Annotated in this window: 18 protein-coding genes; 6 read left to right on the top strand and 12 right to left on the bottom strand. The window is 32.4% G+C overall.

Features of this window, described 5'->3' with window-relative positions; genetic code table 11:
* Positions 1-29: 29 nt before the first annotated feature.
* Entirely contained in the window at positions 30-908 is an 879-nt protein-coding gene (locus M2651_RS02385; protein WP_252130736.1) for a sulfide/dihydroorotate dehydrogenase-like FAD/NAD-binding protein, read from the bottom strand.
* A 225-nt stretch (positions 909-1,133) separates the two neighbouring features.
* On the bottom strand, positions 1,134-1,781 hold the full coding sequence (locus M2651_RS02390) for a redox-sensing transcriptional repressor Rex (RefSeq protein ID WP_252130737.1): 648 nt from the start codon (positions 1,779-1,781) through the stop codon (positions 1,134-1,136).
* Positions 1,782-2,006: 225 nt separating this feature from the next.
* Here M2651_RS02390 and abc-f point away from each other — a divergent pair, with 225 nt between their 5' ends.
* The gene (gene abc-f / locus M2651_RS02395) at positions 2,007-3,920 is read left to right on the top strand and encodes a ribosomal protection-like ABC-F family protein (protein WP_252130738.1); all 1,914 of its coding nucleotides are present in this window, start codon (positions 2,007-2,009) and stop codon (positions 3,918-3,920) included.
* Between the two features lie 149 nt (positions 3,921-4,069).
* Complete coding sequence (locus tag M2651_RS02400) at positions 4,070-4,213, top strand: hypothetical protein (protein WP_252130739.1); 144 nt, start codon at positions 4,070-4,072, stop codon at positions 4,211-4,213.
* Positions 4,214-4,304: 91 nt separating this feature from the next.
* Here the strand turns inward: M2651_RS02400 and M2651_RS02405 are convergent, their stop codons facing one another.
* Both M2651_RS02405 and M2651_RS02410 read right to left on the bottom strand, forming a co-directional pair.
* Positions 4,305-4,979: a DUF554 domain-containing protein gene (locus tag M2651_RS02405; RefSeq protein ID WP_252130740.1), complete on the bottom strand. Its 675-nt coding sequence runs from the start codon at positions 4,977-4,979 to the stop codon at positions 4,305-4,307.
* Between the two features lie 96 nt (positions 4,980-5,075).
* Positions 5,076-5,567, bottom strand: a complete 492-nt coding sequence (locus M2651_RS02410) for a YajQ family cyclic di-GMP-binding protein (protein WP_252130741.1) — start codon at positions 5,565-5,567, stop codon at positions 5,076-5,078.
* 342 nt (positions 5,568-5,909) lie between these two features.
* Here M2651_RS02410 and M2651_RS02415 point away from each other — a divergent pair, with 342 nt between their 5' ends.
* Positions 5,910-6,080 carry a zinc-ribbon domain-containing protein gene (locus tag M2651_RS02415; protein ID WP_252130742.1) on the top strand — a complete coding sequence of 57 codons (171 nt, stop codon included), beginning with the start codon at positions 5,910-5,912 and terminating at the stop codon, positions 6,078-6,080.
* 30 nt (positions 6,081-6,110) lie between these two features.
* On the opposite strand, the gene M2651_RS02420 is transcribed toward M2651_RS02415, so the two are convergent.
* Entirely contained in the window at positions 6,111-6,641 is a 531-nt protein-coding gene (locus tag M2651_RS02420) for an ECF transporter S component (protein ID WP_252130743.1), read from the bottom strand.
* Between the two features lie 236 nt (positions 6,642-6,877).
* Between M2651_RS02420 and M2651_RS02425 the strand changes: the two genes are divergently transcribed.
* Complete coding sequence (locus tag M2651_RS02425) at positions 6,878-7,033, top strand: DUF5670 family protein (RefSeq protein WP_252130744.1); 156 nt, start codon at positions 6,878-6,880, stop codon at positions 7,031-7,033.
* Between the two features lie 52 nt (positions 7,034-7,085).
* Here the strand turns inward: M2651_RS02425 and M2651_RS02430 are convergent, their stop codons facing one another.
* Positions 7,086-8,681 (bottom strand): peptide chain release factor 3, encoded by a 1,596-nt coding sequence (locus M2651_RS02430; protein WP_252130745.1) that lies wholly within the window; start codon positions 8,679-8,681, stop codon positions 7,086-7,088.
* 296 nt (positions 8,682-8,977) lie between these two features.
* Between M2651_RS02430 and yidA the strand changes: the two genes are divergently transcribed.
* Positions 8,978-9,796 carry a sugar-phosphatase gene (gene yidA, locus M2651_RS02435; protein ID WP_252130746.1) on the top strand — a complete coding sequence of 273 codons (819 nt, stop codon included), beginning with the start codon at positions 8,978-8,980 and terminating at the stop codon, positions 9,794-9,796.
* A 38-nt stretch (positions 9,797-9,834) separates the two neighbouring features.
* Here yidA and M2651_RS02440 read toward each other — a convergent pair whose 3' ends face one another.
* The 3 genes from M2651_RS02440 to M2651_RS02450 form a co-directional block, all read right to left on the bottom strand.
* Positions 9,835-10,641: a DUF368 domain-containing protein gene (locus M2651_RS02440; RefSeq protein WP_252130747.1), complete on the bottom strand. Its 807-nt coding sequence runs from the start codon at positions 10,639-10,641 to the stop codon at positions 9,835-9,837.
* A gap of 110 nt (positions 10,642-10,751) precedes the next feature.
* Positions 10,752-11,348, bottom strand: coding sequence for a hypothetical protein (locus M2651_RS02445; protein WP_252130748.1), 597 nt, complete (start codon positions 11,346-11,348; stop codon positions 10,752-10,754).
* Positions 11,349-11,378: 30 nt separating this feature from the next.
* Positions 11,379-12,470 (bottom strand): iron-containing alcohol dehydrogenase family protein, encoded by a 1,092-nt coding sequence (locus M2651_RS02450; RefSeq protein WP_252130749.1) that lies wholly within the window; start codon positions 12,468-12,470, stop codon positions 11,379-11,381.
* 241 nt (positions 12,471-12,711) lie between these two features.
* On the opposite strand from M2651_RS02450, the gene M2651_RS02455 reads away from it, so the two are divergent.
* The gene (locus M2651_RS02455) at positions 12,712-13,836 is read left to right on the top strand and encodes a radical SAM protein (protein WP_252130750.1); all 1,125 of its coding nucleotides are present in this window, start codon (positions 12,712-12,714) and stop codon (positions 13,834-13,836) included.
* An 82-nt stretch (positions 13,837-13,918) separates the two neighbouring features.
* Here the strand turns inward: M2651_RS02455 and trpS are convergent, their stop codons facing one another.
* The 3 genes from trpS to M2651_RS02470 all read right to left on the bottom strand — a co-directional run bounded on the left by trpS (position 13,919) and on the right by M2651_RS02470 (position 24,247).
* Complete coding sequence (gene trpS / locus M2651_RS02460) at positions 13,919-14,923, bottom strand: tryptophan--tRNA ligase (protein ID WP_252130751.1); 1,005 nt, start codon at positions 14,921-14,923, stop codon at positions 13,919-13,921.
* A 153-nt stretch (positions 14,924-15,076) separates the two neighbouring features.
* Positions 15,077-15,451 carry a desulfoferrodoxin gene (locus tag M2651_RS02465; RefSeq protein WP_252130752.1) on the bottom strand — a complete coding sequence of 125 codons (375 nt, stop codon included), beginning with the start codon at positions 15,449-15,451 and terminating at the stop codon, positions 15,077-15,079.
* Between the two features lie 153 nt (positions 15,452-15,604).
* Positions 15,605-24,247, bottom strand: a complete 8,643-nt coding sequence (locus tag M2651_RS02470; protein ID WP_252130753.1) for a glycoside hydrolase family 94 protein — start codon at positions 24,245-24,247, stop codon at positions 15,605-15,607.
* Positions 24,248-24,301: the final 54 nt, after the last annotated feature.

Here is a 24,301-nt window from a genome sequence, read left to right on the forward strand (position 1 = left end):
CTATCCATCTGTAATCCCCCTTTGGCTTACTATTCTTCACAGCAGCCGCAGCCGCCCTCATGTTTGTGTTCTTTTCTAAACTCTGCCTGAGCTTCTTCGCTCTTATACATTGTCTGTCTTCTCATAGCCTCATCAAAATCTACTAAATGTCCGTTAAACTCAGGTCCGTCTACACAGGCAAACTTAGTTTCTCCGCCTACTGTAACTCTGCAGGCTCCGCACATGCCTGTTCCGTCAACCATTATTGGATTTAAGCTTACTATTGTAGGTATGTCTAATTCTTTAGTAAGCTTTGCCACAAATTTCATCATTATCATAGGTCCTATAGCAACTACTAAATCGTAGCGTTTTCCATCTTCTAAAACAAGCTTCTTTAAACAGTCTGTAACCATTCCTTTAAAGCCATAGGAGCCATCATCCGTAGCCACATATAAATTACCTGCTACCTTTTTCATTTCATCTTCAAGTATAAGCATGTCCTTATTCTTGCATCCAACTATAACATCAGCTTTTATTCCTCTTTCATAAAGCCACTTAACCTGAGGATAAACAGGAGCAGTACCCACGCCTCCTGCAATAAACATAATCCTCTTGTTCTTTAAGCTTTCTAAATCCTCATGCACCATTTCTGATGGCTGTCCAAGAGGTCCTGCAAAATCTGCAAAGCTGTCTCCTTTTTCAAATGCTGCCATTTCCTTTGTAGATTTTCCTAAGGTTTGAAACACTATAGTAACAGTTCCTTTATCAGCATCATAATCGCAAATTGTAAGAGGTATTCTCTCACCTTTTTCATGCATTTTTACAATTAAAAACTGTCCAGGCTTAGCTGCTTTTGCTAACCTTGGTGCTTCTACATCCATAAGATAAATATTTGGTGCTAATATTCTTTTGTCTACTATTTTATACATATTACTCCTCCGTATTTCTTACTATCTGACTTTCAAATCAGATTTTACAAATAGTCTAAAAATTTCCTCTAATAAATTCTATTATAACATATTATCTTATAATTTCATTATTTAAAAAGTAAATTTTCTAGTAAAATATTGAAATTTATGTTTAAAAATGCATAAAAATACATTAAAAACTCCCCTTGAGCTTTATAAACAAAGGAGAGTTTTATAAATATACAGCTAGTTATTTTCTTCCTCTTTATCTTTTAAAAGATAAGTAAGTGTAAGAAGACTTTCACTTAAGTGAACATTTTCTACTACTACATCATCAGGAACAATTAAATCAGTTGGTGCAAAGTTCCAAATTCCTTTTATTCCATTTTCAACCAGAAGATTGCAAACCTTTTGAGCATTATTCTTAGGAACACATATTACCCCTATATCTATTTTATGTGTCTTAAGAAAACTAGTAAGGTTATCTATATCCTGAATTTCAATATCTCTTATCTTAAGTCCAATAAGTTTAGGATTTGCATCAAAAATTCCTTCTAATTCAAATCCTAATTTATCAAACCTTGTATAATTTGCTATTGCTTGGCCTATATTACCAGCACCGATAATAATATGTTTATATTCTTTGGAAAGACCTAATATTGCACTTATCTCATTATATAAGTCTTTTACATTGTAACCATAACCTTGCTGACCAAAATCGCCGAAACAATTTAAATCCTGCCTGATTTGCGAAGCTGTAAAACCTATTTTTTCGCTTAATTCCTTAGAAGAAATTCTGTCAACATCATTTTTCAATAATTCACTTAAATATCTATGATATTTAGGCAGTCTTTTAATGACAGCCATTGAAATATTGCTTTTTTTCTTTTCCATAACGCACCTCTCACTTTTTAGTTATATCTTATAGTATTAACTAATTTATCTTTGATGTCAATATTTTAACATATATATGTAAAAATGAAATAACTTTACTAACAAAATACAATAAATTATAATAAATAACTATTAAATTTATCTTTTCCATAGTAAAATATACTTTATACTTATTTTGATTTTTATACTTTTATCTTATCAAAATATTGGGAAAGGTGAGAAAAATTGATAGTTTTAAGCTGTAAAGATATTCATAAAAGTTATGGTATAGATATAATTTTAGACAAAGTAACCTTTAATATAAATGAAGGCGAAAAAGCAGGATTAATAGGTGCAAACGGAGCAGGAAAAACCACTCTTTTTAAAATACTTACTGGTCAATTAGAGCAAGATAGCGGAGATTTATTTATAGACAAAAATAAAGTTGTAGGTTATTTATCTCAGCATCTCTCTTTAGATAGCAGCAATACAATTTATGAAGAACTATTAAAGGTATTTAAAGATTTGCTGGATATAGAAACTAAGCTTAAAGATTTAGAAGCAAAACTTAATGAACCCTATGATAGTTCTAAACATAAGTATCATGAAAAACTCATTGAAGAATATACAACCCTATCAGAGCTGTATAACCATAGAGGAGGTTATACCTATAAAGGAGAAATAAGCAGAGTTTTAAAAGGATTAGGATTTACTCAGGAAGACTTTGATAAAAAAATAGGTATCTTAAGCGGCGGGCAGAAAACAAGATTAGCACTTTGTAAGCTTCTTTTGACAGCACCTGAAATACTTCTTCTTGATGAACCTACAAATCATCTTGATTTAGATGCTATTGAATGGCTGGAAGAATATTTAAAGGCATACAAAGGTACTATCATAATTATATCCCATGACAGATTTTTTCTTGACTCAATAACAAATAAAACTTTAGAAATGATTAACGGTCATGTTAATACTTATAATGGCAACTATACAGCTTTTATAGAGCAGAAAAAGAAAAATTATGAGGTTCAGCTAAAGGCTTATAATCTTCAGCAGGCTGAAATTAAAAGACAAGAAGAAATTATTGAGCGGTATAGATCCTTTAACAGAGAAAAAAGCATAAAAGCAGCTGAAAGCAGGGAAAAAGCACTTCAGAAAATAGAAAGGATAGAAGCACCTGATGCAGACACAAAGGTTTCAAAAATAAAGTTTGAAACAAGAATTAAATCTGGTAATGATGTTCTTCACATAGAAAATTTAAGTAAAAGCTATGGAGATAAAAAGCTTTTTTATAATTTAAACATGGATATTAAAAAGGGTGAAAAAACTGCTCTTATAGGAGAAAATGGACGAGGTAAAACTACTTTATTTAAAATTATAATGGATAAAATTGAAAAAGACAGCGGTATAAAGGTTCTTGGCAAAAATGTATTTATTGGTTACTACGACCAGGAACAATCGGATTTAAATCCTGAGAAGTCTATACTAGATGAGGTATGGGATGAATTTCCTGATATGACTACTACTCAGCTTAGAAATGCTTTAGCAGCTTTTTTGTTTACAGGAGATGATGTATTTAAAAAAATTTCTACACTTAGCGGTGGAGAAAAGTGCAGAATTAATCTTTTGAAACTTATGCTTTCAAAAGCAAACTTTCTGCTTCTTGATGAACCTACAAACCATCTTGATATTGTGTCTCGTGAAGCTTTGGAGGACTCTCTTTTAAATTATGATGGAACAGTGCTTGTAATATCTCATGATAGATATTTCTTAAATAAGGTAATAAACAAAATTTATGAACTTAAGGAAGATGGAATAAAAGAGTATCTTGGAAATTATAGTTACTATGTTGAAAAAAAGAAAAATCCATTAAGATATGAAGAAGAAATTGCAAATCAAGGTAAAACTAAAACTCAAATACAAGAGGAAAGGAAGAAAAAGAAAAATTTAGAAAAGGCACAAAAAGAAAAACAATCTAGAATAAAAGATATAGAAACTGCTATAAGCAATAATGAAAAAAAACTTTTAGATCTTCAAAATCAGCTTTGTCTTGAAGAGGTTTATTCTAATCCTTTAAAAAGTGAAGAAGTTAATAAAGAAATTGCATCTACCGAGGCTGCTTTGGAAAAGCTATATAGTGAATGGGAAGAACTATTATAAAACAAAAAATTAATTATAAATTTTTGAAATTGGGTATATATAGCTAAAATTCAAAACACATTTTATATTGGAATAGTTTAATTGTTTAAATAACCTAAAATAATCACATAATAATTTTGTAAACTTCTTTTTTAAGGAAGGTGAATTTTATGGGAAGAAAAGAATATGAAAACAGAGAACGCAGCTCTGGTCCTAATAGTGCTAAATATCATTCAAGAAGTGCAGGTTTTAAGCAGGAAAACAAAGCTCATGAGCAAAACGGAAAGGAAAAATTTCAAAATAGCGCAGAATAATTAATAAATCTATAAGCTGCAGACTTTTCATACTTATATAAAATAAGCCTTAGCCATGCAAATAATCTGGCTAAGGTTTATTTTATGATATTTAAATAAATAAATAATAAATTATCGGTATAAAAATAGCAGGAAGCATATTTGCAACTTTTATTTTTCCAATGTTCATCATATTAAAGGCAAGACCCATAATAAGAAGACTTCCTACCGCTGACATTTCTGTAATTACCGGCTGTGTAAGTATTCCCTGAAGAAGAGAAGCCGCAACTGTTATAACTCCTTGATACAGAAAAACACAAACAGCTGAAAGTGCTACTCCAATACCTAAAGTTGAAGTAAACATTATAGATGATATTCCATCCAACATTGCCTTAGTATATAGTATCTCATGGTCTCCCTTAAGTCCGCTGTTTAATGAACCTACAATAGCCATAGCACCAACACAGAATATTAAGCTTGCAGTTACAAAACCTTCAGAAACTTTTCCACCCTTACCCTGAAGCCTGCTTTCTATACTGTCTCCAAGCCTTTTAAGCCACTTATCTATATCAATAATTTCACCGATAAAAGCTCCAATTACTACCGAACAAATAACAAGCAATGTATTTTCACTTTTTATAGCACCTGTTACCCCTATTATTAGTATACAAAGCGCTAACCCCTTCATAATAGTTTCATTAATCCGCTCTGGTATTCCCCCTTTAAAAATAAAGCCTACCAAGCTTCCTAAAATAATTGCTGCACAATTTACTATTGTCCCCAGCATTATATCCCCCCTTTTTTTTGCAAAGTCTATTATAACCTGTACAAAGCAGCTATAAAAGACTAAACTGTAACTAGGCAGTTTAGTCTAAATTTAACCTTATCTATAGTTTGTAAATTGAAGCTCTATTCCAAAATCCTTAGATTTTAATAATGCGATTGTTTCCTGAAGATCATCTTTATTTTTACCAGAAACTCTTAATTGATCTTCCATTATTTGTGCTTGAACCTTTATCTTGCTGGCTTTTATTTCAGCAGCTATAGCCTTTGCCTTTTCCTTTGAAATGCCTTTAACAATTTTGGCAGTCTGCCTTACTGTTCCCAAAGCCGCCTTATCTATTTTACCAAAATCTAAAGCTTTTGGAGATATTCCTCTTTTAATGAATTTTGCCTTTAAAATCTCGATAACGGATTTTAGCTTATATTCATCATCAGAAGTTATTTTTATTTCATCATCCTTTACTTCTATTTCGGTTTTACTTCCTTTAAAATCATATCTCTGTTCAATTTCTTTTTTAGCTTGATTTACAGCGTTATCCACTTCCTGCATATTAACTTCTGAAACAACATCAAATGAATATGAACCTGCCATTCTACCCTCTCCTCTCTACATAATACTTATATTAATAGAATTCCCTTATTTTATCAATATTAAATTCAACATTTACCTTAAACTCAACTTCCATTTAGTTACATCACTAATTGGCTCAAATACAAGCAACAATATTTATATTATATAACAAAAATAAAAAATTTACATGGGGTGTTTAAATAATATTGAATTTTATGTTAAGTATGTTATAATAATTATTGAGCGAAGCTCATATATATTTTTTTGGGTCAATTTTTCAAGGCACTTTTACCCCTTTAATCATATAAAGAGGAATGTGGTCCATGAACAATTAGTCCCTATGATTAAAGGAGGTTTTTTATAATGGCAGACAAGAACATCGTATGTAAAGACTGCGGAAAAGAATTTGTATTTACTGAAGGAGAACAAGCTTTCTACAAGGAAAAAGGATTTGAAAACGATCCAGTAAGATGCCCTGAGTGCAGAAAAGCTAGAAAAGCTCAAAAGAACAATCAAAGAGAAAAGAGATTTTAATTAAAAGAGAGGATTTAAATCCTCTCTTTATTAATTTGTCTTAAGTTTTGCAAGCTTTAAAGCTTTAATAACAGGTAGTGCAATAACTATACCTGCAGCAACTTGAATTATATTTCCAGTTATATCTCCTATAGCAGTAATAAAGCTTTTATATATTACTCCCCCTGCAAAGAAATACCCTGCAATCATCCATATTCCTGCAACTGTAAATGCAAATATATTATTTACTAAATTATTCCCGTTATAATCTTTTCTATAAGCAATTGCTCCTGCTATATAACCCATAAGTCCTTTAATTACAAAAGTAAACGGTGCCCAGACTGCATAAGGTGATAGAATATCAAATAATGCCATTCCTATTGCTGAGGCTAAAGCCGCTTTTCTTTTTCCAAGTATTACAGCTCCTGCAAAAACCATACTGTCTCCTATGTGTAGTACTGCCTTAGTTCCTACAGGTATTTCAATTACATAAGTTGCCACAAAAATCATTGCAGCCATAAAAGCTACTTGTACAACAGCAGCTGTACTTAAATTCTTAGTTTTATTTTGTTGTGTTTCCATTTTTGAACCCTCCATTAATTATATTTAATCTAGTGCACTATATTATCTGTATTCATTATACTAAAGAACTTTAATTAAATAAAGTGTATGGGTACAATCACTGTAAAGAGTAAATTTCATATTTTGTAATAATTTAAAAATTAGTGCTAATACTAAGTAACAAGTAGAGTAGTTGTTTCAAGCACAAAGCATTAGGAGAAAAGTATTATCAATTTTAAGCTTAAGGAGGGCTTACAATGACAGTTTTACGTTGGATAGGCGGATTCGTTGTTTTATTCTGGCTTATAGGTCTTATATTCAGAATTGGTGGCGGTCTAATTAACATATTGCTTATAGCTGCTGCTGTAATATTTATAGTTGATGCTTTATTGGGACGAAAAAAAACAATGTAGGCTTCAGCAAAAAAGTGAAGGGTATACTTTAAATAAACCCTTCACTTTTTTATTATGCATTATTTTTTGCTATATCAGAAAGTACCAATCCTTTATTATGTTCCAAAGCCCAGCTTATAGCCCAATCACTTTGGAATATAAGCAGGTTTCTATCTCTGAAATCTTTAACTCTTTTAGTATCACTGGTTAAATTTAATTTTTCTACATCAATTTCTGTATTTTCAATCCATCTTATATATTTAAAAGGAAGCCTATCCATCTTGATATCAACGCCGTATTCATGCTTTAATCTATATTCTAAAACTTCAAACTGAAGAACTCCTACAACTCCAACTATTATTTCTTCAATTCCTATAAAAAGCTCTTTAAATACCTGTATTGCTCCCTCTTGTGCAATCTGAGTTACACCTTTTATAAACTGCTTTCTTTTCATTGTATCTACAGTTCTGATTCTAGCAAAATATTCCGGAGCAAAAGTTGGAATTCCTTCAAATTTAAACTTCTTAGAGCTTTCACATAAAGTGTCCCCTATATTGAATATTCCTGGATCAAAAACACCTATTATATCTCCGGCATAAGCCTCATCTACAATTTCCCTGTCCTGAGCCAGAAACTGCTGGGGCTGTGCAAGTTTAACCTTATTGCCAGCCTGCACATGATAAACTTCCATTCCCTTTTTAAACTTTCCTGAACAGATTCTCATAAAAGCAATTCTATCTCTGTGAGCAGGATTCATATTAGCCTGTATTTTAAACACAAAAGCTGAAAACTCCGGATTAAAAACATCTACTTCTCCTATATCTGCTGTTCTTGGAAGAGGCGGAGAAGTTAAATTTAAAAATGCCTCAAGAAATGGCTCAACCCCAAAGTTAGTTAAAGCACTTCCAAAGAAAACAGGAGTAAGCTCTCCCTTTTTTACCTTTTCAATGTTAAATTCATCTCCTGCTATATCTAACAGCTCAATATCTTCTATTAGTTTATTATGAAGACTTTCCCCAAGAACATCCTTAAACACATTGTCTTCTATATTTCCTTCAACAGATTCAACTAGTGTTTGACCATGATTTCCACCGTTAAAGGCCTGAATAACGTTTCTTTCTCTGTCATATACACCTTTAAAATCTGCTCCGGAACCTATAGGCCAATTCATAGGATAAGATTTTATACCAAGTTCGTTTTCTATATCTTCTAAAAGTTCAAAAGGATCTTTTGTTTCTCTATCCATTTTATTTATAAAAGTAAAAATAGGAATCCCTCTTATGCTGCATACATGAAAAAGCTTTTTAGTCTGCTCCTCCACACCTTTTGCTCCGTCAATAACCATAACAGCACTGTCAGCTGCCATAAGCGTTCTATAAGTATCCTCACTAAAGTCCTGGTGGCCAGGTGTATCTAGAATATTTATGCAATACCCTTCATAGTTAAACTGCATAACTGATGAAGTAACAGAAATACCTCTCTGCTTTTCAATTTCCATCCAGTCTGAAACTGCATGTTTTGATGCCTTTCTAGCTTTAACAGAACCTGCTAATCTAATAGCTCCCCCATAAAGCAGAAGTTTTTCCGTAAGTGTAGTTTTTCCTGCATCTGGGTGTGAGATTATAGCAAAGGTTCTTCTTCTCTCTATTTCTCTGATTAAATCTGCCAAAACTGCTCTCTCCTTCTTTATTTTATATGAATATAATTATTTCAATCTTTACATTGGGTTAAGCCTCCGATTTTATATACAAAAGTCTGCTTTTTGCAGCAGACTTATCAGTTTTATTATCTTAAACTTAGTAGATTATATCAGTTTATAGTGTTTTTTTCAATAAAACCTATTATATTTATAAAAATTATTTTTCAGCAAACAATTATGATAACATTTACATTGCAATTAGTGCCATTTATTTTCTTGTTAATAATGTTATAATAAAATTGGCTAATAAAAAGGAGGTTGGTTTTATGTACAAGTTAATAGCGCTTGATATGGATGGTACACTTTTAAAAGATGACAGAACTATATCAAAAGAAACCTTTAAAGCTATACAAAGAGCTAAAGCTAAAGGTGTTAAAGTAGTTTTATCAACAGGAAGACCTATGATTGGCATTAAAAATTATTTAAAGCAGTTAGACCTTGTAAATGAAGATGATTATGCGGTTGCCTATAACGGTGCTCTAGTTCAAAATACAAAAACCGGCAGGATTGTTGCACAAAACCCAATGACCTTAGAGGATTTGAATTACTTATATGATTTAAGCAAAAAATTAGAGGTTAACATACATTTTTTAACCGATTCTTCTTGTGTAACTCCAAAATGGAGTAAGTACAGCCAAGTAGAATGCGACATTAACAATATACCTATGGAGATTGTTGACTTTACTAAAATAGATGAAAACACCAGCATTGTAAAGATTATGTTCATAGATGAGCCTCATATTTTAGATAGAGTTATAAATCAGCTTCCAGAGGAAGTATACAATAAATTTTCAGTACTTAGAAGCGCCCCATATTTTCTTGAATTTTTAAATAAAAAGGTAAATAAGGGTTACGGTATCGAATTACTTGCTAAAACCTTAGGCATAAAACGCGAAGAAATTATATGCGTTGGAGATGCAGGAAATGATATAGCCATGATTCAGTTTGCCGGCCTTGGAGTAGCCATGGGTAATGCCTTCCCTGAAGTTAAGGATATTGCAGATTATGTAACTCTTTCCAATGAAGAACATGGAGTAGCACATGTTATAAACAAATTTGTATTAGGTATTGAAAAGGCAAGCTAAAAGGGACTGTTTTTACAGCCCCTTTTCTTTATTTTTCTTTACGTAATATCTTTTTTACCAAGCCAAAAAATTAGTATAAAACCTATTACAAAAGCTGCCGCGGACCACAATATAGTAAGCCCTTGCGGTAATCCTGGGTAAGCCGGCATTAAAGAGCCTGCTACAAAACCTAAAATCAGCATATAAGTTTTTCCCGGATGCTTTTGAAGCAGATTTTCTATAGTTTTTGCAGTACCTAAAGTTCCTAAAGCTAAACCTAGTCCCAGTGGAATTAAAAAAGGTATATTCCTGTTATTTATAGCATTTAAAGTAATATCATAAAGTCCTAAAGTATAAAGCATAAAAGAAGCACTTATTCCTGGCAAAATTAATGCTATAGCTATTATAATACCAGCGATTAAAAGAAAAATTATGCTTGTTAGACCTTGTGCGGTGGCTAAAGTAGTTGTAGCTGTTGTATCCTCTGACATAAAAAATACAATTATAAAACCAATAATTAGGTATATGAAATCTATAGAATTTCTTTTTACCTCTCTTGATTTTCTATACAATACCGGCAATCCCCCGCATATAACGCCTATAAAGAAAAATTTCATTACAAAAGGATATTTTTTAAGAGCCTCTTCCATCAATCTGCTAAATAGCAAAATTCCTGTAATACCGCCAAGTCCTATCTGAAAAAGTATCCCAATCTGATTTTTCCAATCTTTAAAAAATGAACTTACAGCATGAATTAAATCATCGTAAACCCCAAGTATAATAGCCATTGTACCTCCGCTTACACCTGGAACCAAGGTGGCTACACCTATTACTATTCCTTTTAAATAATTAATTATATATCTCACTTTATCCTCCTTAATTTCGTAAATATCTTGTCCTAAAGCTTTAACAAACATAATTATAGAATTTTAATATAAGCTTGTAAAGAGCGATATTATCCTTCCAAAGCTTATATTTACTTTAGTTTATTAATAATATTATTAATAGTATCATATTCTTCACTTCTGCCCAGTATTGCCAAATGCTTATTAAAATTACAATCAAAAATTTCATATTTCAGTTCATCACTTAATTCCTTATCATAATCCCGCTGCAGCTTATCTAACAAATCCTCTTTGCAATATTCACTGTTATATAAATAGTAATAAACATTAAATATATTAAGAATATGTTTTATTTGTTTAAGCTCAGCTAAATCTATAATAAAACCTAATATGTATTCTTTATGCTTTTTTTTGCTGTCAATTCTCATTGGCATTCCAAATATTTTCATATCTTCATCCGTCTTTACCACAATTTTCTTATATTTAATACTTAGAGCCTCAATTTCTGTTATTAATTCATCTAAAATAACATCATAATCTTTTTTAGGTTCCTTGTAAGTTAATTTAGTATCAACAATTACAAAACAAGTTTTCCCACTAATCATTTCCTTTAACAGTTTAACAGTAAAATCTTCATTTTTTATATTATTATAATCAATATAAAACTTAACTTCATCGTCTGTAAATTCACTTCTTACTTTTAACTTATCTCTGCTGAAAAATTTCATTGTTATCCCCTCACTGCCGCTTAATTTCAACTATAAGCTGTTTTTATATATTTCTTCAATAACTTTAACATCTACATCCTCTGGGTGATTTTTTAATTTATTTTTGTTCTGAGCAAAACTTAAAGCATATTTATTTATTTCTTCATAAGTAAGCTTTATATGAACTTTAAATAAGTTGTCGAATATAGTCTTCAAACCATTTAAATCTTTAATTTCCATTATACCTAACATTTTTGTAAGTTTTTCTTTATTTCTAAAGGCTTTTAAATATTCTACAGTAAGCACCCCATTAGCAAGACCATGGGGAAGATTTTTATAGTATGTAAGTGCATATCCCATCCCATGCGGCAGCGAGGTTCCGCACTGGGCAATAGCTACCCCGCCAAACATAGAGGCTAGCATTACCTTCTCTCTGAATTCTTCAGTAAGCTCCTTTTTTATAAGGCTTTCAAAACAGGACTTAAATAGCGCAAAACCTTTTTCAGCATAAGTATCGGACAAAATATTGGCGTTAGTATTTAAATAGCTTTCAACAAGGTGAGTAAAAGCATCTACAGCTGTATTTACAGTAATATCATATGGTAAATCATCAGTATAACTGCTGTCCATAAAGGCAATTACAGGAAAAATTCTTTGACCTAAATTTTTCTTAGTCTGCTCCTTATGAACTGTAACTATGCTGTAAGGAGTAACCTCCGAGCCTGTTCCTGAAGTTGTAGGAACTGCAACCACTGAAAGACTTTCAAGTTTCCCGCTTATAAATATATTATCCTTATTAATTTCTGGATTTTTAATAAATAATGCTACTGCTTTAGCTGCATCTAAAGGTGAACCCCCTCCAATACCTATGACAAAATCTGCTTTTAACTCTTTTCCCATAGCAGAAGCTATCTCTATAGTTTCAAGAGAAGGGTTTTCCTCTACATCATCAAAAACTCTGTATTTAATGCTTAATGCTTCTAGAGCATCTGTCATATCCTTTAAAGAACCGTTTCTTTTTGAGGAACTTTTCCCTGTAACAATCAAAGCTTTACTGCCAAGCTTTAACATGGCACTTTTATTATTTTCAACAGCCCCTCTTTCAAAATAAATTTCTGTTGGCATAGAATAATTAAATTTCATATATAAAACACCGCCTGTTGTTATTAATAATACCTTATAGAAATAATTTTCTATGATATTAATTTTACCATATAACAGCGGTGATTTTACAATATTTATATAAAAATAAAAATCATTTAATTTTTATAACCATTTAAATACCACCATGCCCAAATTGATGTTATTGATATAGTAACTAAACTTAAAGTATAATGTTAATGAATACTTGTAAGATATTACGTCTCTTAGAGGAGGACATGTTATGAAAATTTCAAAAAAAGATGCGCTTATGTGGTTTGAATTTTTCTCAATATTGCCAGAGGATGAGGAGCCAATGACAAAACAAAAGGAAATCATCTACTCTACCTTTGCGCAAATTGAGGCAGCCATAGAACATAGAAATAATATATTAATGTCTGAAATTAAGGGTTTAAAAACCTTGAAAAATAGAACTTATTTTGTAGGAAATGAAAACAAATTTCCCAAAGGATGTTGTTCTTGTCTGTTAGGCACTGGCCTAGGTGCAATCAGGAAAACAAACAAATGCAATATTGAGTGTAAGTTCTGTTATAATTATGGTGAACTCAATGATATTCCTCCAATTGGGGAAGGCATGTGGGAAATTGGAGGCACAAAATTTTACGAAAAAGATATAGATTTGCTTCTTTCCATCCACAAGAAGCCTACTGGAGTTGCTTACGTTTATTTAGAGCCATTCATGGAAATTGAAAAATACTATTCCGTAATAAAAAAATTCAGTGATGCAGGAATTCATCAACATTTATATACAAATGGCACTTTAGCTACGGAAGAAACATTAAAAGCATTAGGTGAAGCCGGTCTTAACGAAATACGGTTCAACCTAGGTGCTTCTAAGTGTTCAGACAAAGTTATTGAAAATATTAAAATAGCTAAAAAATATATTGAAAATGTAGGTATTGAAACACCAATGACGCCTGAGTTTTTCAAAGCTTTTTTTGAAAAAAAGCAAGCAATTTTAGATACAAAGCTTGATTTTATCAATTGTGCAGAATTACATTTAAATGCCAATAACATAAACAATTATTACGGAGAAAACATGTATATTTCAAGGCTCGGTTATATATCTCCCATTTGGAGCAGAGAATTAACTCTGAAATTCATGAAAATAGCAGATGAAGAAAAATGGGACTTAGCAGTTCATGATTGCTCAAACAATACAAAATTTGTAAGAGATTTAAATTTAAGCAGCAAAGAGGGTAAGTGGTTCGGAGCCAGTAATTATGGCTGTGAATTTTCAAAAATTCCATACGAAGTATTTCTACCAATACTTCGTGATGACAATTTCAAGTTTTTAAATGAAGAAGAATTACCTGAGGGCTATAAACCCGGAGAATTAATTTTTTAGTAATAATTTAAAGCATTTAAAAAACGAGCCGTACAGCTACTGTATGGCTCGTTAATACTTTATTCTTAATTTAGAACTTATTTTACTTTGACACTGGTATAAATCCAATCTTTTTCTGCATTTTTCTAAGTGTCTTCGTTGCTACATAATTAGCTTTTTCTGCACCTGCTTTATAGATGCTTTCAAGGTAAGCTTTATTTTCTAAAAGTTCTTTTACTTTCTTTTGGATTGGCTCTAGTTCAGTAATAATAGCTTCTGCAACGTCTTTTTTAAACTGAGCATACCCTTGTCCTTCATACTTTTTCTCAATATCTTCAAAAGACTGACCTGTTATTGTGCTTAGTATTGTCATTAAATTTTTAACTCCCGGCTGTTCGTCGCTATACTTAACAACACCAATACTGTCAGTTACTGCTCTATTTATCTTCTTTCTTATTACTTCCGGAGGATCCATAACTAATATATAGCTGTTTGGGTTGTCATCTGATTTAGACATCTTTTTGGCAGGATCTTGAAGACTCATTATTCTAGCTCCATTTTGAGCTATATAAGGTTCTGGAACTACAAAAGTTTCACTATATGTATTATTAAACCTTACAGCAATATCTCTTGCCAGCTCTAAATGCTGCTTTTGATCGCTTCCAACAGGAACTAAATCTGTTTGATATAAAAGTATATCTGCAGCCATCAGTACAGGATAATTATAAAGTCCAGCACTAATTGATTCTCCATATCTTTGGGATTTATCTTTAAATTGTGTCATTCTTCCAAGTTCACCCATATAAGTATAGCAGTTTAAAAGCCATGCAGCTTCACAGTGAGCCGGAACATGAGATTGAATAAATATAGTATTTTTTTGAGGATCTATTCCAGCTGCTATATATATAGACATAACTTCCAGTGTTCTTGCTCTTAAATTTTTAGGTTCCTGTTTTACTGTTATAGCATGCAGGTCTACTACACAAAAGTAGCACTCATACTCATCTTGAAGCTTAACCCAATTCTTTATAGCTCCCAGATAATTGCCTAATGTTAATTCTCCTGAAGGTTGAATTCCGCTGAATATAACCTTTCTCTTGTCTTCCATAGCGTGTGCCTCCTAATAGTTTATGAAATATAAAAACCCTATAGTAAAACTACAGGGCTAAACATCCATTGATTACCTAATTATATATTATTCCCAATGAAAAGGAATGTCAATATACTTATTAACATTCCTTCAAAAATAAACTTTTCTGCCTTATGCCTTCCATAGTCCGTGAAGATTACAGTATTCTCTTACAAATAAAATCTCTTCATTAAGTGCAAAAAAAGCTTCTGGTTTTTCTCCTGAATTTAAATATTTTCTATAAACTTTATTTGCTGTATGAACTTCTATCCATTCAATATAATGATTGTCAAGCATTGGGTGTTCAACTGAACCAACCTTAACTAATACCCCACCTTCTGCTTTTTCAACAAATGGAACATGTTTTTCTTTAGCTCCATCAGAAGTGTTTTCTGCTTTTAAAGTCATTGGCTGACCACAGCATACTAATGTTCCACCTGCAGCATGAACTACTTCAACTATGTTTCCACAGCTTGCACATTTATAGACTTGCCTTAATTCTGTCATTTTAAAACCCTCCTAAAAATATATTTTTATATAATAATGATTATTAATATTATTCTACATTTATTTAGGAAATCCTTCTAAATAATAAAAATATTTAACCACCTTCAATTATACTTTTGAAGATGGTTAAATATAATTTTAATTTTTAGATACTTATATTATCACTTCAACTACATGTTCTCCAGAATCTAAATAAGGTATAAGATTATCTTCTAACTGCTTTCCGTCAAGATAAATCTCTTTTTTATCTCCTCTTTTTATTTGTATATTATACTTAGCCTCACCCTTTCTATAATAGATTTCATATCCATTCCATTCCTGTGGAATAGTAGGCTCAACTTTAAAGCCTTTTCCACCTTCAAGCTTTAAGCCGAGAATTCCTTCAATTCCTACTCTGTACATCCAGCCTGAAGCACCAGTGTACCAGCTCCATCCTCCTCTTCCCTCATGTCCTTCTGTATAATATACATCTGCGGTCATAACATAAGGCTCTACCTTGTATCTTTCTGCATTAAGATAAGATTTTGAATGATTAATAGGATTTATCATGTGGTAAATTCTCCATGCCTTATATCCGTAGCCTAGTTTAGCCATAGCAAGCACTACCCAGGTTGCTGCATGAGTATACTGTCCTCCATTTTCTCTGACTCCAGGAACATAGCCCTTTATATATCCTGGTTCCAGCTTTGAATTATTAAAAGCTGGAGTTAATAGAAGCACAATACCTTTATCTTCTTTCACAAGATGTCTTTCAAGAGCTTCCATAGCTTCTTCAATACGGGAACGTTTTGCAGCTCCAGAAATAACTGCCCAGGATTGTGATAAAGAATCTATTTGACACTCGTCATTTTCCATAGAACCAAGCGGAGTTCCATCATCAAAGTATGCTCTTCTGTACCATCCGCCATCCCAAGCATTCTTTTCAAGATTTTCTCCAATAAAATCTCTCATCTTTTCATATTTTTCAGCTCTTTCTTCATCACCTTTATATCTGCAAAGTTCCTTAAAATTATCCAATATCTTATAAAGAAACCATCCAAGCCATACGCTTTCTCCCTTACCTTCATTTCCTACAGTACTCATACCATCGTTCCAATCTCCGCTGCCCATTAATGGTATGTTGTGGCTTCCAAATCTTAAAGAAATATCTATAGCTTTAATGCAGTGCTCATATATAGAACCTTTTTTATCTGAAACTGGTGTAACCTTATATCTTTCATCTTCCCCTTCTTTAAGAGGTTCTTCTTCAAGATAGCTTGCTTCCTCATCTAAAATACTGTAGTCTCCAGTATTTTTTATATAATCTGCAGTTACAAAAGGAAGCCATAAAAGGTCATCTGAAAATCTAGTTCTTATACCGCTGTTAACAACAGGATGCCACCAATGCTGTACATCACCTTCTAAAAACTGTCTTGAAGCACTATGAAGTATTTGTTCTTTAGTAAATTCAGGCTTTAAATATCCTGCCGCCATAACATCCTGAAGCTGATCTCTAAAACCCATGGCTCCACCTGATTGATAAAATGCTGTTCTTGACCAGTATCTGCAGGATATAGTCTGATACATAAGCCAGCCGTTAAGCATAATATCCATTGTTTTATCTGGAGTTTTAACCTGTATTCTGTGAAGTAAATCCTTCCAGAAATTTTTAACTTCTATAAGTTTTTCTTCCACTCTTTCTATATTGCTGTAATTTTCGCAAATCCTTTTTATATCTTCCAGGCTTTCCTTTTGCCCAAGCATAACTATAAGATTAACCTCTTCCTCTGGAGCTATGCTTACTTTTGTATTTACTGTCAAACATGGATCAAAGCCTGAACCTACATTATTTGAAAAAGCTTTGTATTTCAGTCCTTCAGGAGCAGCTGTACTTCCTCCTCTTCCAAGAAACTCTGTTCTGTCTCCTGTGTAAGAAACTTCCTCTCCTCCAGCAATTCTTAAATAAGCATAAGCTCTTCCAAAATGCTCGCTGTAAGGATTTTGAGCGTATATAAAATTCTTTTCCTCATCAAGATAAGTTGATATATATTGTGCAGTACTTTGCGGTACAACTCCTAATACAAGCTGTGCATAATATGTAAGAGACAGCCTTCTTGAATATTTTGTATTGTTCTTAAGTTTAACTATACCAAGCTTTACACTTTCATCAATTGCTGCAAAAACTGTCAGCTCTCCTAAAACTCCTTCCGCTTCATGTTTAAAAACAGAATATCCAAAGCCATGCTGTATTCTATACTCACCTTCATCTCTTACAGGCTTCGAAGTTATGCTCCATATTTTACCTGTTATTTCATCTCTTAAGTATAAAGCTTCCGTAGGCGGATCAGTAATGGGATCATTAGACCATGTAGTTATCTTATTTTCTCTGCTGTTTTTAAACCAGGTATAACTGCTTCCGCTTTCAGATATATGGAAACCGAATTCCCCGTTTGAAATTACATTTATCCAAGGAGCTGGAGTATTTTTATAATCCTTTAATATTATTGTATACTCATCATTTTCTGTATCAAAGCCTCCATAACCATTAAAAAATTCTAAATTTACATGTGGAAACTTATAAGGCTTTATATCATACTTTTCTTCTTTTACAGAAAGAAGCTCTAGAGTTTCTGATATATCTTCATCTTTTATCTGCTGAAGCAGATTTCCTTTTTCTGCATCTACTACAAGTCTTGCTACAGAGATTAAAAAATTCACATCTTCAGCTGCCATACTTCCTCTGCTGTGAAGGAATACACCTCCTGTCTTATTCATTTTATCTCTTGCATGACTTGATGAAATTAAATCCCTAACAGAATCTAAAAGAGGCTGAACATAGAGTGTATTTTGAAGATTTAATATAACTAAATCTACTTTTAATCCCTTAATACTCCAATACTCGTGAGCCTGAAGCACCTGTCTTACCAAATCTACATCCTTCTCGCTTCTTATAATAATTAAAAGAATAGGTACATCTCCTGATATTCCATAAGGCCATAGGGATGATTGAAATTTTTTGATATTTTTTATATAACTTTCTCTAGCTCTAAGATTTGAGTTTATAAATAGTATTTTAGAAGCTATATGCTGGTACAAATTTGCCTGAGTTGATTTTATTCCCAGGTACTTAAGCTCTACCTGAGTCTGAGTCCAAGCAAGCTCGAAGACTCTGTTTATGTTGTGCATTTCACTGTACTTTCTTGCAAGCTCAACTGCCTCTTCCCTTGAATCTGCAACTGCTGTAGTGTATGCAATCTTTACTGTTTCCCCAGGTCTTATCTTAAGCCTTCTCCTTATGCTTATTATTGGGTCAAGTACTGCACCCACACTGTTTTTTAATGGAGCGTCATTTTCCATAACTAATGGATTTGATACATCTCTGCCTCTTCCTAAAAAATTTGCCCTGCTGGTTTCAAACTGCATACTTCCTACAGTTTCACCTGACACTGCAATTGTCTGTATTAAGTGAGGCTTTTTCTGTCCCTTTGCCCTTGGTCTTCTGTTTGCAATTATGCATCCTGGATTTTCAACAAACTCTGTTCTTATAAAAAGATTGCTGAAAGCAGGGTGCACTATATCAGCATTATAAGGTGCCAGAGTTACTTCTAAATAACTTGTTATCTCAACTGTTCGTGAATGTTCGCTATGGTTTGTTATAGATATCCTTCTGACTTCAGCATTATCCTCCTGAGATACAGCTATTTCAGTATGAGTAACTAAATTACCGTCTTTTCTCTTAAACTCTGCCTTATCCAGAGAAAAAATAACTTCATAATTTTCTCCTTCAGTCTTAGAAGGCTCATAGGCACTGCTCCAGAATTCATTTGAATTCAGATTCTTTATATAAAAGAACATACCTGTATTATCTAAGGTAGGATCTTCTCTCCATCTGTATACAGTCATATCATTAAGCTTTCCATAACCACTTCCGCTGTTAGTAAGCATTAAAGAATAACTTCCATTAGATAATATATGAGTTTCCGGAAGCTTTGTTTTTGCAGTATTAAAGCTTCTAACCACTATATTCTGTTTTTCAGAAGTTACATCAACAACTTCAAATTTTTGTTCTCTGTCATATACAACTCTTCGTGGAATCCTTTCTTGCAGTAAAAGTTCTGTTGCTTTAACACAAGGTATCCTATGAAATCTTTCCTGTAGTATGTTGCTGTTTAATACGTTATTTAATGCCATTAAACTCATACCTTCATGATGAACCATAAAACACTTTATAATAGCTTTGTTTTTACCCTTAGGAAGTCTTTCTTTTGTATAATCTACTGCTTCATAAAAGCCGTATCTTCCTTCAAGACCTTCTTCAACAAGATTTTTCATATTTTTTATAGCTCCATCAAAATCTATCTGTAGAGCCATAACTGTTGAATAAGGTGATATTACAAGCTCATTTACAAGCCCTCTTTTAAGACCAATTCCAGGTACACCAAAAGCTTTATATTGATAATTAAGTGCCGGGTCGAAAGTATGATAAGCTGACTCAGATATTCCCCAAGGAACCTTTCTTTCTGCTGCATATCTTTTTTGCCCGTCTACTACTGCTTTATAAGTTTCATTTAAAAGAGTATCTGGATAGTTTTTCATTATAAGAAGGGGCATAAAATATTCAAACATTGTTCCGCTCCAAGATACTAAACCCTTGCTCTTTCCCATGATTGTCATTGCTCTTGATAATTTAAACCAATGCTTCTGCTCTACATCTTTTTTTGCTATAGCCACAAAGCTTGCTTGCCTTGATTCAGAAGCTAATAAATCATAATAAGAGTTTCCTAAAGTATCCTTCTCTATATCATACCCTATTGCAAAAAGCCCTCTCTTTTTATCATAGAGCATAGAAAAATCTGTTGACTCCGCCATGTTATTTAATCTTTCACGCAGGTTCTCAATTTTTTTTAACAGATTAATTATTTCATTTCTGCTGGAATCTAATAATGTATTTAACTGTTCCAGCCATTCACTTTCTGAAACATCTCCTTTTTTATCTATACAGCTTTGTGTTATTTCGCCTGATATTTTATCTATTTCATCTATTACAGTTTTTAATGAAGCCTGTGATGCAATAGTTTTAAGTTTTTCACATAAGCCTTCCCAATTGTCTGGTCTTTCAATTATTAAATCTGTCCAGGGAAAAAGTTTTTGCAGCTCTGTTAAGTACTTAATCACTGAATGTTTACACTTAGAATTCCAATATAAATTTTCGCAGCCTTTTACCTTTTCAATTTCTAATGCTTTACTCCAAACATCCATAAGTATTTTCTTCCAGGATATTATATCTAAGTCTGCTTTCTTTATATTGTTTATTGTATTTGAATAAAAATCTTTAATTTCAGCAGAACTTTCAATTTCTCCACTGCATAGATTTAAAGTATCGATTAATCCATAAGCTTTATTTTTACATATAACTGGATTATTAATGTATTCCTTGAGGCTTTCTGCAGTAAGCCATAGATAACCTACCAAATTTCCGCTGTCTACAGTAGATATATATCTTGGATGCAGAGGCTCTTTTGAAACTGTATCATACCAATTATAAAAGTGACCCTTATATCTTTTGATATCTTCCATACTGTTTAGTATTTTCTCAATTCTTTCTACAGCTTCAAGAATCCCTATATAACCTAAATCGTAAGCGGCTAAATTAGAAGTAAGTCCCATACCCATATTAGTAGGAGAGGTTCTTGTAGCAACTCCATTTAAAGGATCTTCCTGAAAATTATCAGGTGCCAGATAGTTATTTTTATCATCCACAAAATCCTCAAAATAAGCCCAGGTTTTTCTGCTAAATCTTCTAAGCATATCAATCTGTTCACTGCTGATTTGTACAGACTTTAACTTTATTTCTCTGCTTATATAGTAAGCTATAACAGGACTTACAAACCACAAAATACAGGAAGGCAGCATTAAAATCCCGCTGCTTGCAGAATTATTGAAAGCTAATATTAATACAATTACCGATATTAAACTTCCCGGCCACATAGCTGCAATAAAATTACCAAGCTTTCTTCCGAGCTTTGCCTCAACATCTGCTGCAGTCTGCCATTCCAGCAGCTTTCTTTTACTTATAGTTAACCTGTAAATTGTCCTTACTATAGCATCTAACATCAAATAAGCTTGATAAGGCAGAAAACAAAATATCAAAAATACCTGTTCTACTGCAATCTTTTCATTATTTATTTTTCCAGATAGACTTATACCTTTAATGGGAGATACTACCGCCTCCGATACATCAAAAAAGATTGGACAAAGTATAGCTAAAAATGCCACTATAAGCCACTGGTCGCTGCGTGGAAGAACAGCAAAAGATAAAATCACCAAAAGCATAATGGATGGTGCTAAAAGACTCCTTCTTAAATTATCAAGTATCTTCCACTTTGAAAGTGTATTAAGCGGTGATTTTTTAGCAAGCCATCTTATTATCTGCCAGTCTCCCCTGGTCCATCTGTGCAGTCTCATGGCACTTGAATTATAGTAGGCAGGATAACCATCTATAAGCTCAACGTCAGTAACTAATGCAGTTCTTACGTAAGACCCTTCAAGCAAATCATGGCTTAGAACAGTATTTTCAGGTATTTCATCCTTAAGCATGTAGTTAAATACATCTACATCATATATTCCCTTTCCTGTAAAAATACCTTCTCCAAAAAGGTCTTGATAAACATCGGAAACTGCAGTAGTATACATATCAATACCAGTTTCACCTGAAAAAATCTTAGAAAACATTGTCTTGTTTGCTGCAATAGTACTTACGCTAACCCTTGGCTGCATAAGTCCATAACCTCTTAATACTCTCTTATTCTTATAATCTATATGAGGTTTGTTTAACACATGGCTCATAGCACCTATAAGCTTTTTAGCTATATCTCTTGGAAGCTGTGTATCCGCATCTAGAGTTATAACATATTTTGCTTTACGCAATGTGTTAATATCTCCGCTTATTACATTATAGCTTGTGCTGTTGTCTCCTCTAAGCAAAGCGTTAAACTCCATTAACTTTCCGCGTTTTCTTTCCCAGCCAAGCCAAATTCCTTCCTTTTCATTGTATTGTCTGTATCTGTTTAAAAAGAAGAATATCTCTTCTCCATTTTTTGAATACTTTTCATTTAAAGCCTTAACATCTGCTAAAGCAGCTTTTACTATATTACTGTCATTTTCTTCATGCTCTTTAGCACTGTCTTTAAAATCTCCAAGAAGTGCAAAATAAATATTCTTTTCCTGATTTGCAAGATAATATACTTCCAAATCAGCTATTAATTCATGCACTCTGCTTTGGTTATTCAAAAGAGTTGGGATTACAACTACAGTGCTGCATTCTTCTGGTATTCCCTGCTCAAACTCCATCTTTGGAATAAACCTTGGAGAAAACAGATGGTTTATACTCCAATTAAATATAGAAATAACAATTTCACTGCAGGGTATTATAAGCACTATAAATGCTGTAACAAGCTTCCAAACAGGTATATTATTATTTTCAGCTATTATGGAACAAATAACTGCAAAACATAATAGTACTACAGAAGTTAATATGGTTCCAATATAAAACCCGATTTTATTTTTATTAATAACACCTTTCAGTTTTCCAAATCCTTTTTCCTTAAAATTAAGCCTTGTTTTTAAAATTTCCATACCATCATCTATAAGATAATATCCGATGTGGCTTAAGTAATCTTTATTCTTTTCTGCTAAAGCTGCACATTCCAGTGCTTTTTTAGCAACAAATATTTCATCTGCATTTATGTGCTTAGCTAACTTTTCAACCTTATGTCTATAGTAGTCTCTTGATTCAAAATCCATATACTTATAAATATTTGCAGGATCTTCCTTCAATATCTGTTCAACAAAGCTTAACTTTTCAAAAGCATCTCTCCAATTGATTGCCTCTACCTCTCTTATACTTGTAATAGAATTTCCTATTGAAATTTGGAAAGCAGCCTGCTTTTGATGTTCTGTACTTATCATTTTTTCAGCAGTAACTTGCTGAAACTCCAGCTTTTCATCCAGCCATTTATATAATTCTGCACTATCTACACCATTATCTCTTATAATCTTTAAAAATCTTTCTACAAAATGTGAGCTGAAAGTCATATTTTCAAATGTTGATTTATTTAATTCCTCCTGAAGCCTGTTTTCGTTATAAGCATTAATGAACCTTTCAGCTAATAAATCTCCTCTTTTCTTTTCTTCCTGAGAATAAATTATTCTCTCTGAAATTTTGCTTATATTCTGTATAAGAGCTATTCTTATCATTATAGGAAGAGCCCAAAGCTCACCTATAGTAAGTATAGTATTTTTTTGATAAGCATTTATAAATAGTTCTATAGTTTTTTCATCTACTCTTCCATCTGTATGTGAGACTAACTCTACAGCAATATGGTAAATTCTCGGATATCCCTTTAAAATTCCTTTATTTATTACAGGAAGCCCTCTGTAATAAGAACTAGGCATATTGTGTTTAATATCCTTATATTCTTTTTCTATTAAATAAAGATTGTCAAGCATCCATTCAGCTGCAGGAACTACATCTCTCTTATATTTTACATCTTTATCTATGTACTCATAAGTCTTTAATATGTCTGCATAGCTTTTATCTAGACTTTTCATAAGCTTTCTTCTGCAATTTGACTTTCTTGTTACTTTTGAATAAAACTGAGAAATTTGTGCTGCGTGCTTTTCCAGATCTTCTTTGTTTACACTTATAGTTGGAACATCCTCCATTAAGTTATGCTCATCATCATTCGTGTCCTTAATCATCATGTATAAAACAAGTAATACTAAAAATATTAATACAGCTATATATAAATAGAACATTCCACCCACTCCTTACTTTATTCATAGCATAATTTAGTATTACCGAAGAAGTTA

This window comes from Clostridium caldaquaticum, from assembly GCF_023806125.1.
In the GTDB taxonomy this organism is placed as follows: Bacteria; Bacillota; Clostridia; order Clostridiales; family Clostridiaceae; genus Clostridium_AT; species Clostridium_AT caldaquaticum.

What these genes read in the sequence shown, in the direction of transcription:
- M2651_RS02455 (WP_252130750.1), top strand. Translation starts at nt 12,712, where the DNA reads ATGAAAATTTCAAAAAAAGATGCGCTTATGTGGTTTGAATTTTTCTCA.
- M2651_RS02390 (WP_252130737.1), bottom strand. Translation starts at nt 1,781, where the DNA reads ATGGAAAAGAAAAAAAGCAATATTTCAATGGCTGTCATTAAAAGACTG.
- M2651_RS02400 (WP_252130739.1), top strand. Translation starts at nt 4,070, where the DNA reads ATGGGAAGAAAAGAATATGAAAACAGAGAACGCAGCTCTGGTCCTAAT.
- M2651_RS02445 (WP_252130748.1), bottom strand. Translation starts at nt 11,348, where the DNA reads ATGAAATTTTTCAGCAGAGATAAGTTAAAAGTAAGAAGTGAATTTACA.
- M2651_RS02415 (WP_252130742.1), top strand. Translation starts at nt 5,910, where the DNA reads ATGGCAGACAAGAACATCGTATGTAAAGACTGCGGAAAAGAATTTGTA.
- M2651_RS02465 (WP_252130752.1), bottom strand. Translation starts at nt 15,451, where the DNA reads ATGACAGAATTAAGGCAAGTCTATAAATGTGCAAGCTGTGGAAACATA.
- M2651_RS02470 (WP_252130753.1), bottom strand. Translation starts at nt 24,247, where the DNA reads ATGTTCTATTTATATATAGCTGTATTAATATTTTTAGTATTACTTGTT.
- M2651_RS02385 (WP_252130736.1), bottom strand. Translation starts at nt 908, where the DNA reads ATGTATAAAATAGTAGACAAAAGAATATTAGCACCAAATATTTATCTT.
- M2651_RS02405 (WP_252130740.1), bottom strand. Translation starts at nt 4,979, where the DNA reads ATGCTGGGGACAATAGTAAATTGTGCAGCAATTATTTTAGGAAGCTTG.
- trpS (WP_252130751.1), bottom strand. Translation starts at nt 14,923, where the DNA reads ATGGAAGACAAGAGAAAGGTTATATTCAGCGGAATTCAACCTTCAGGA.
- M2651_RS02410 (WP_252130741.1), bottom strand. Translation starts at nt 5,567, where the DNA reads ATGGCAGGTTCATATTCATTTGATGTTGTTTCAGAAGTTAATATGCAG.
- M2651_RS02450 (WP_252130749.1), bottom strand. Translation starts at nt 12,470, where the DNA reads ATGAAATTTAATTATTCTATGCCAACAGAAATTTATTTTGAAAGAGGG.
- yidA (WP_252130746.1), top strand. Translation starts at nt 8,978, where the DNA reads ATGTACAAGTTAATAGCGCTTGATATGGATGGTACACTTTTAAAAGAT.
- M2651_RS02425 (WP_252130744.1), top strand. Translation starts at nt 6,878, where the DNA reads ATGACAGTTTTACGTTGGATAGGCGGATTCGTTGTTTTATTCTGGCTT.
- M2651_RS02420 (WP_252130743.1), bottom strand. Translation starts at nt 6,641, where the DNA reads ATGGAAACACAACAAAATAAAACTAAGAATTTAAGTACAGCTGCTGTT.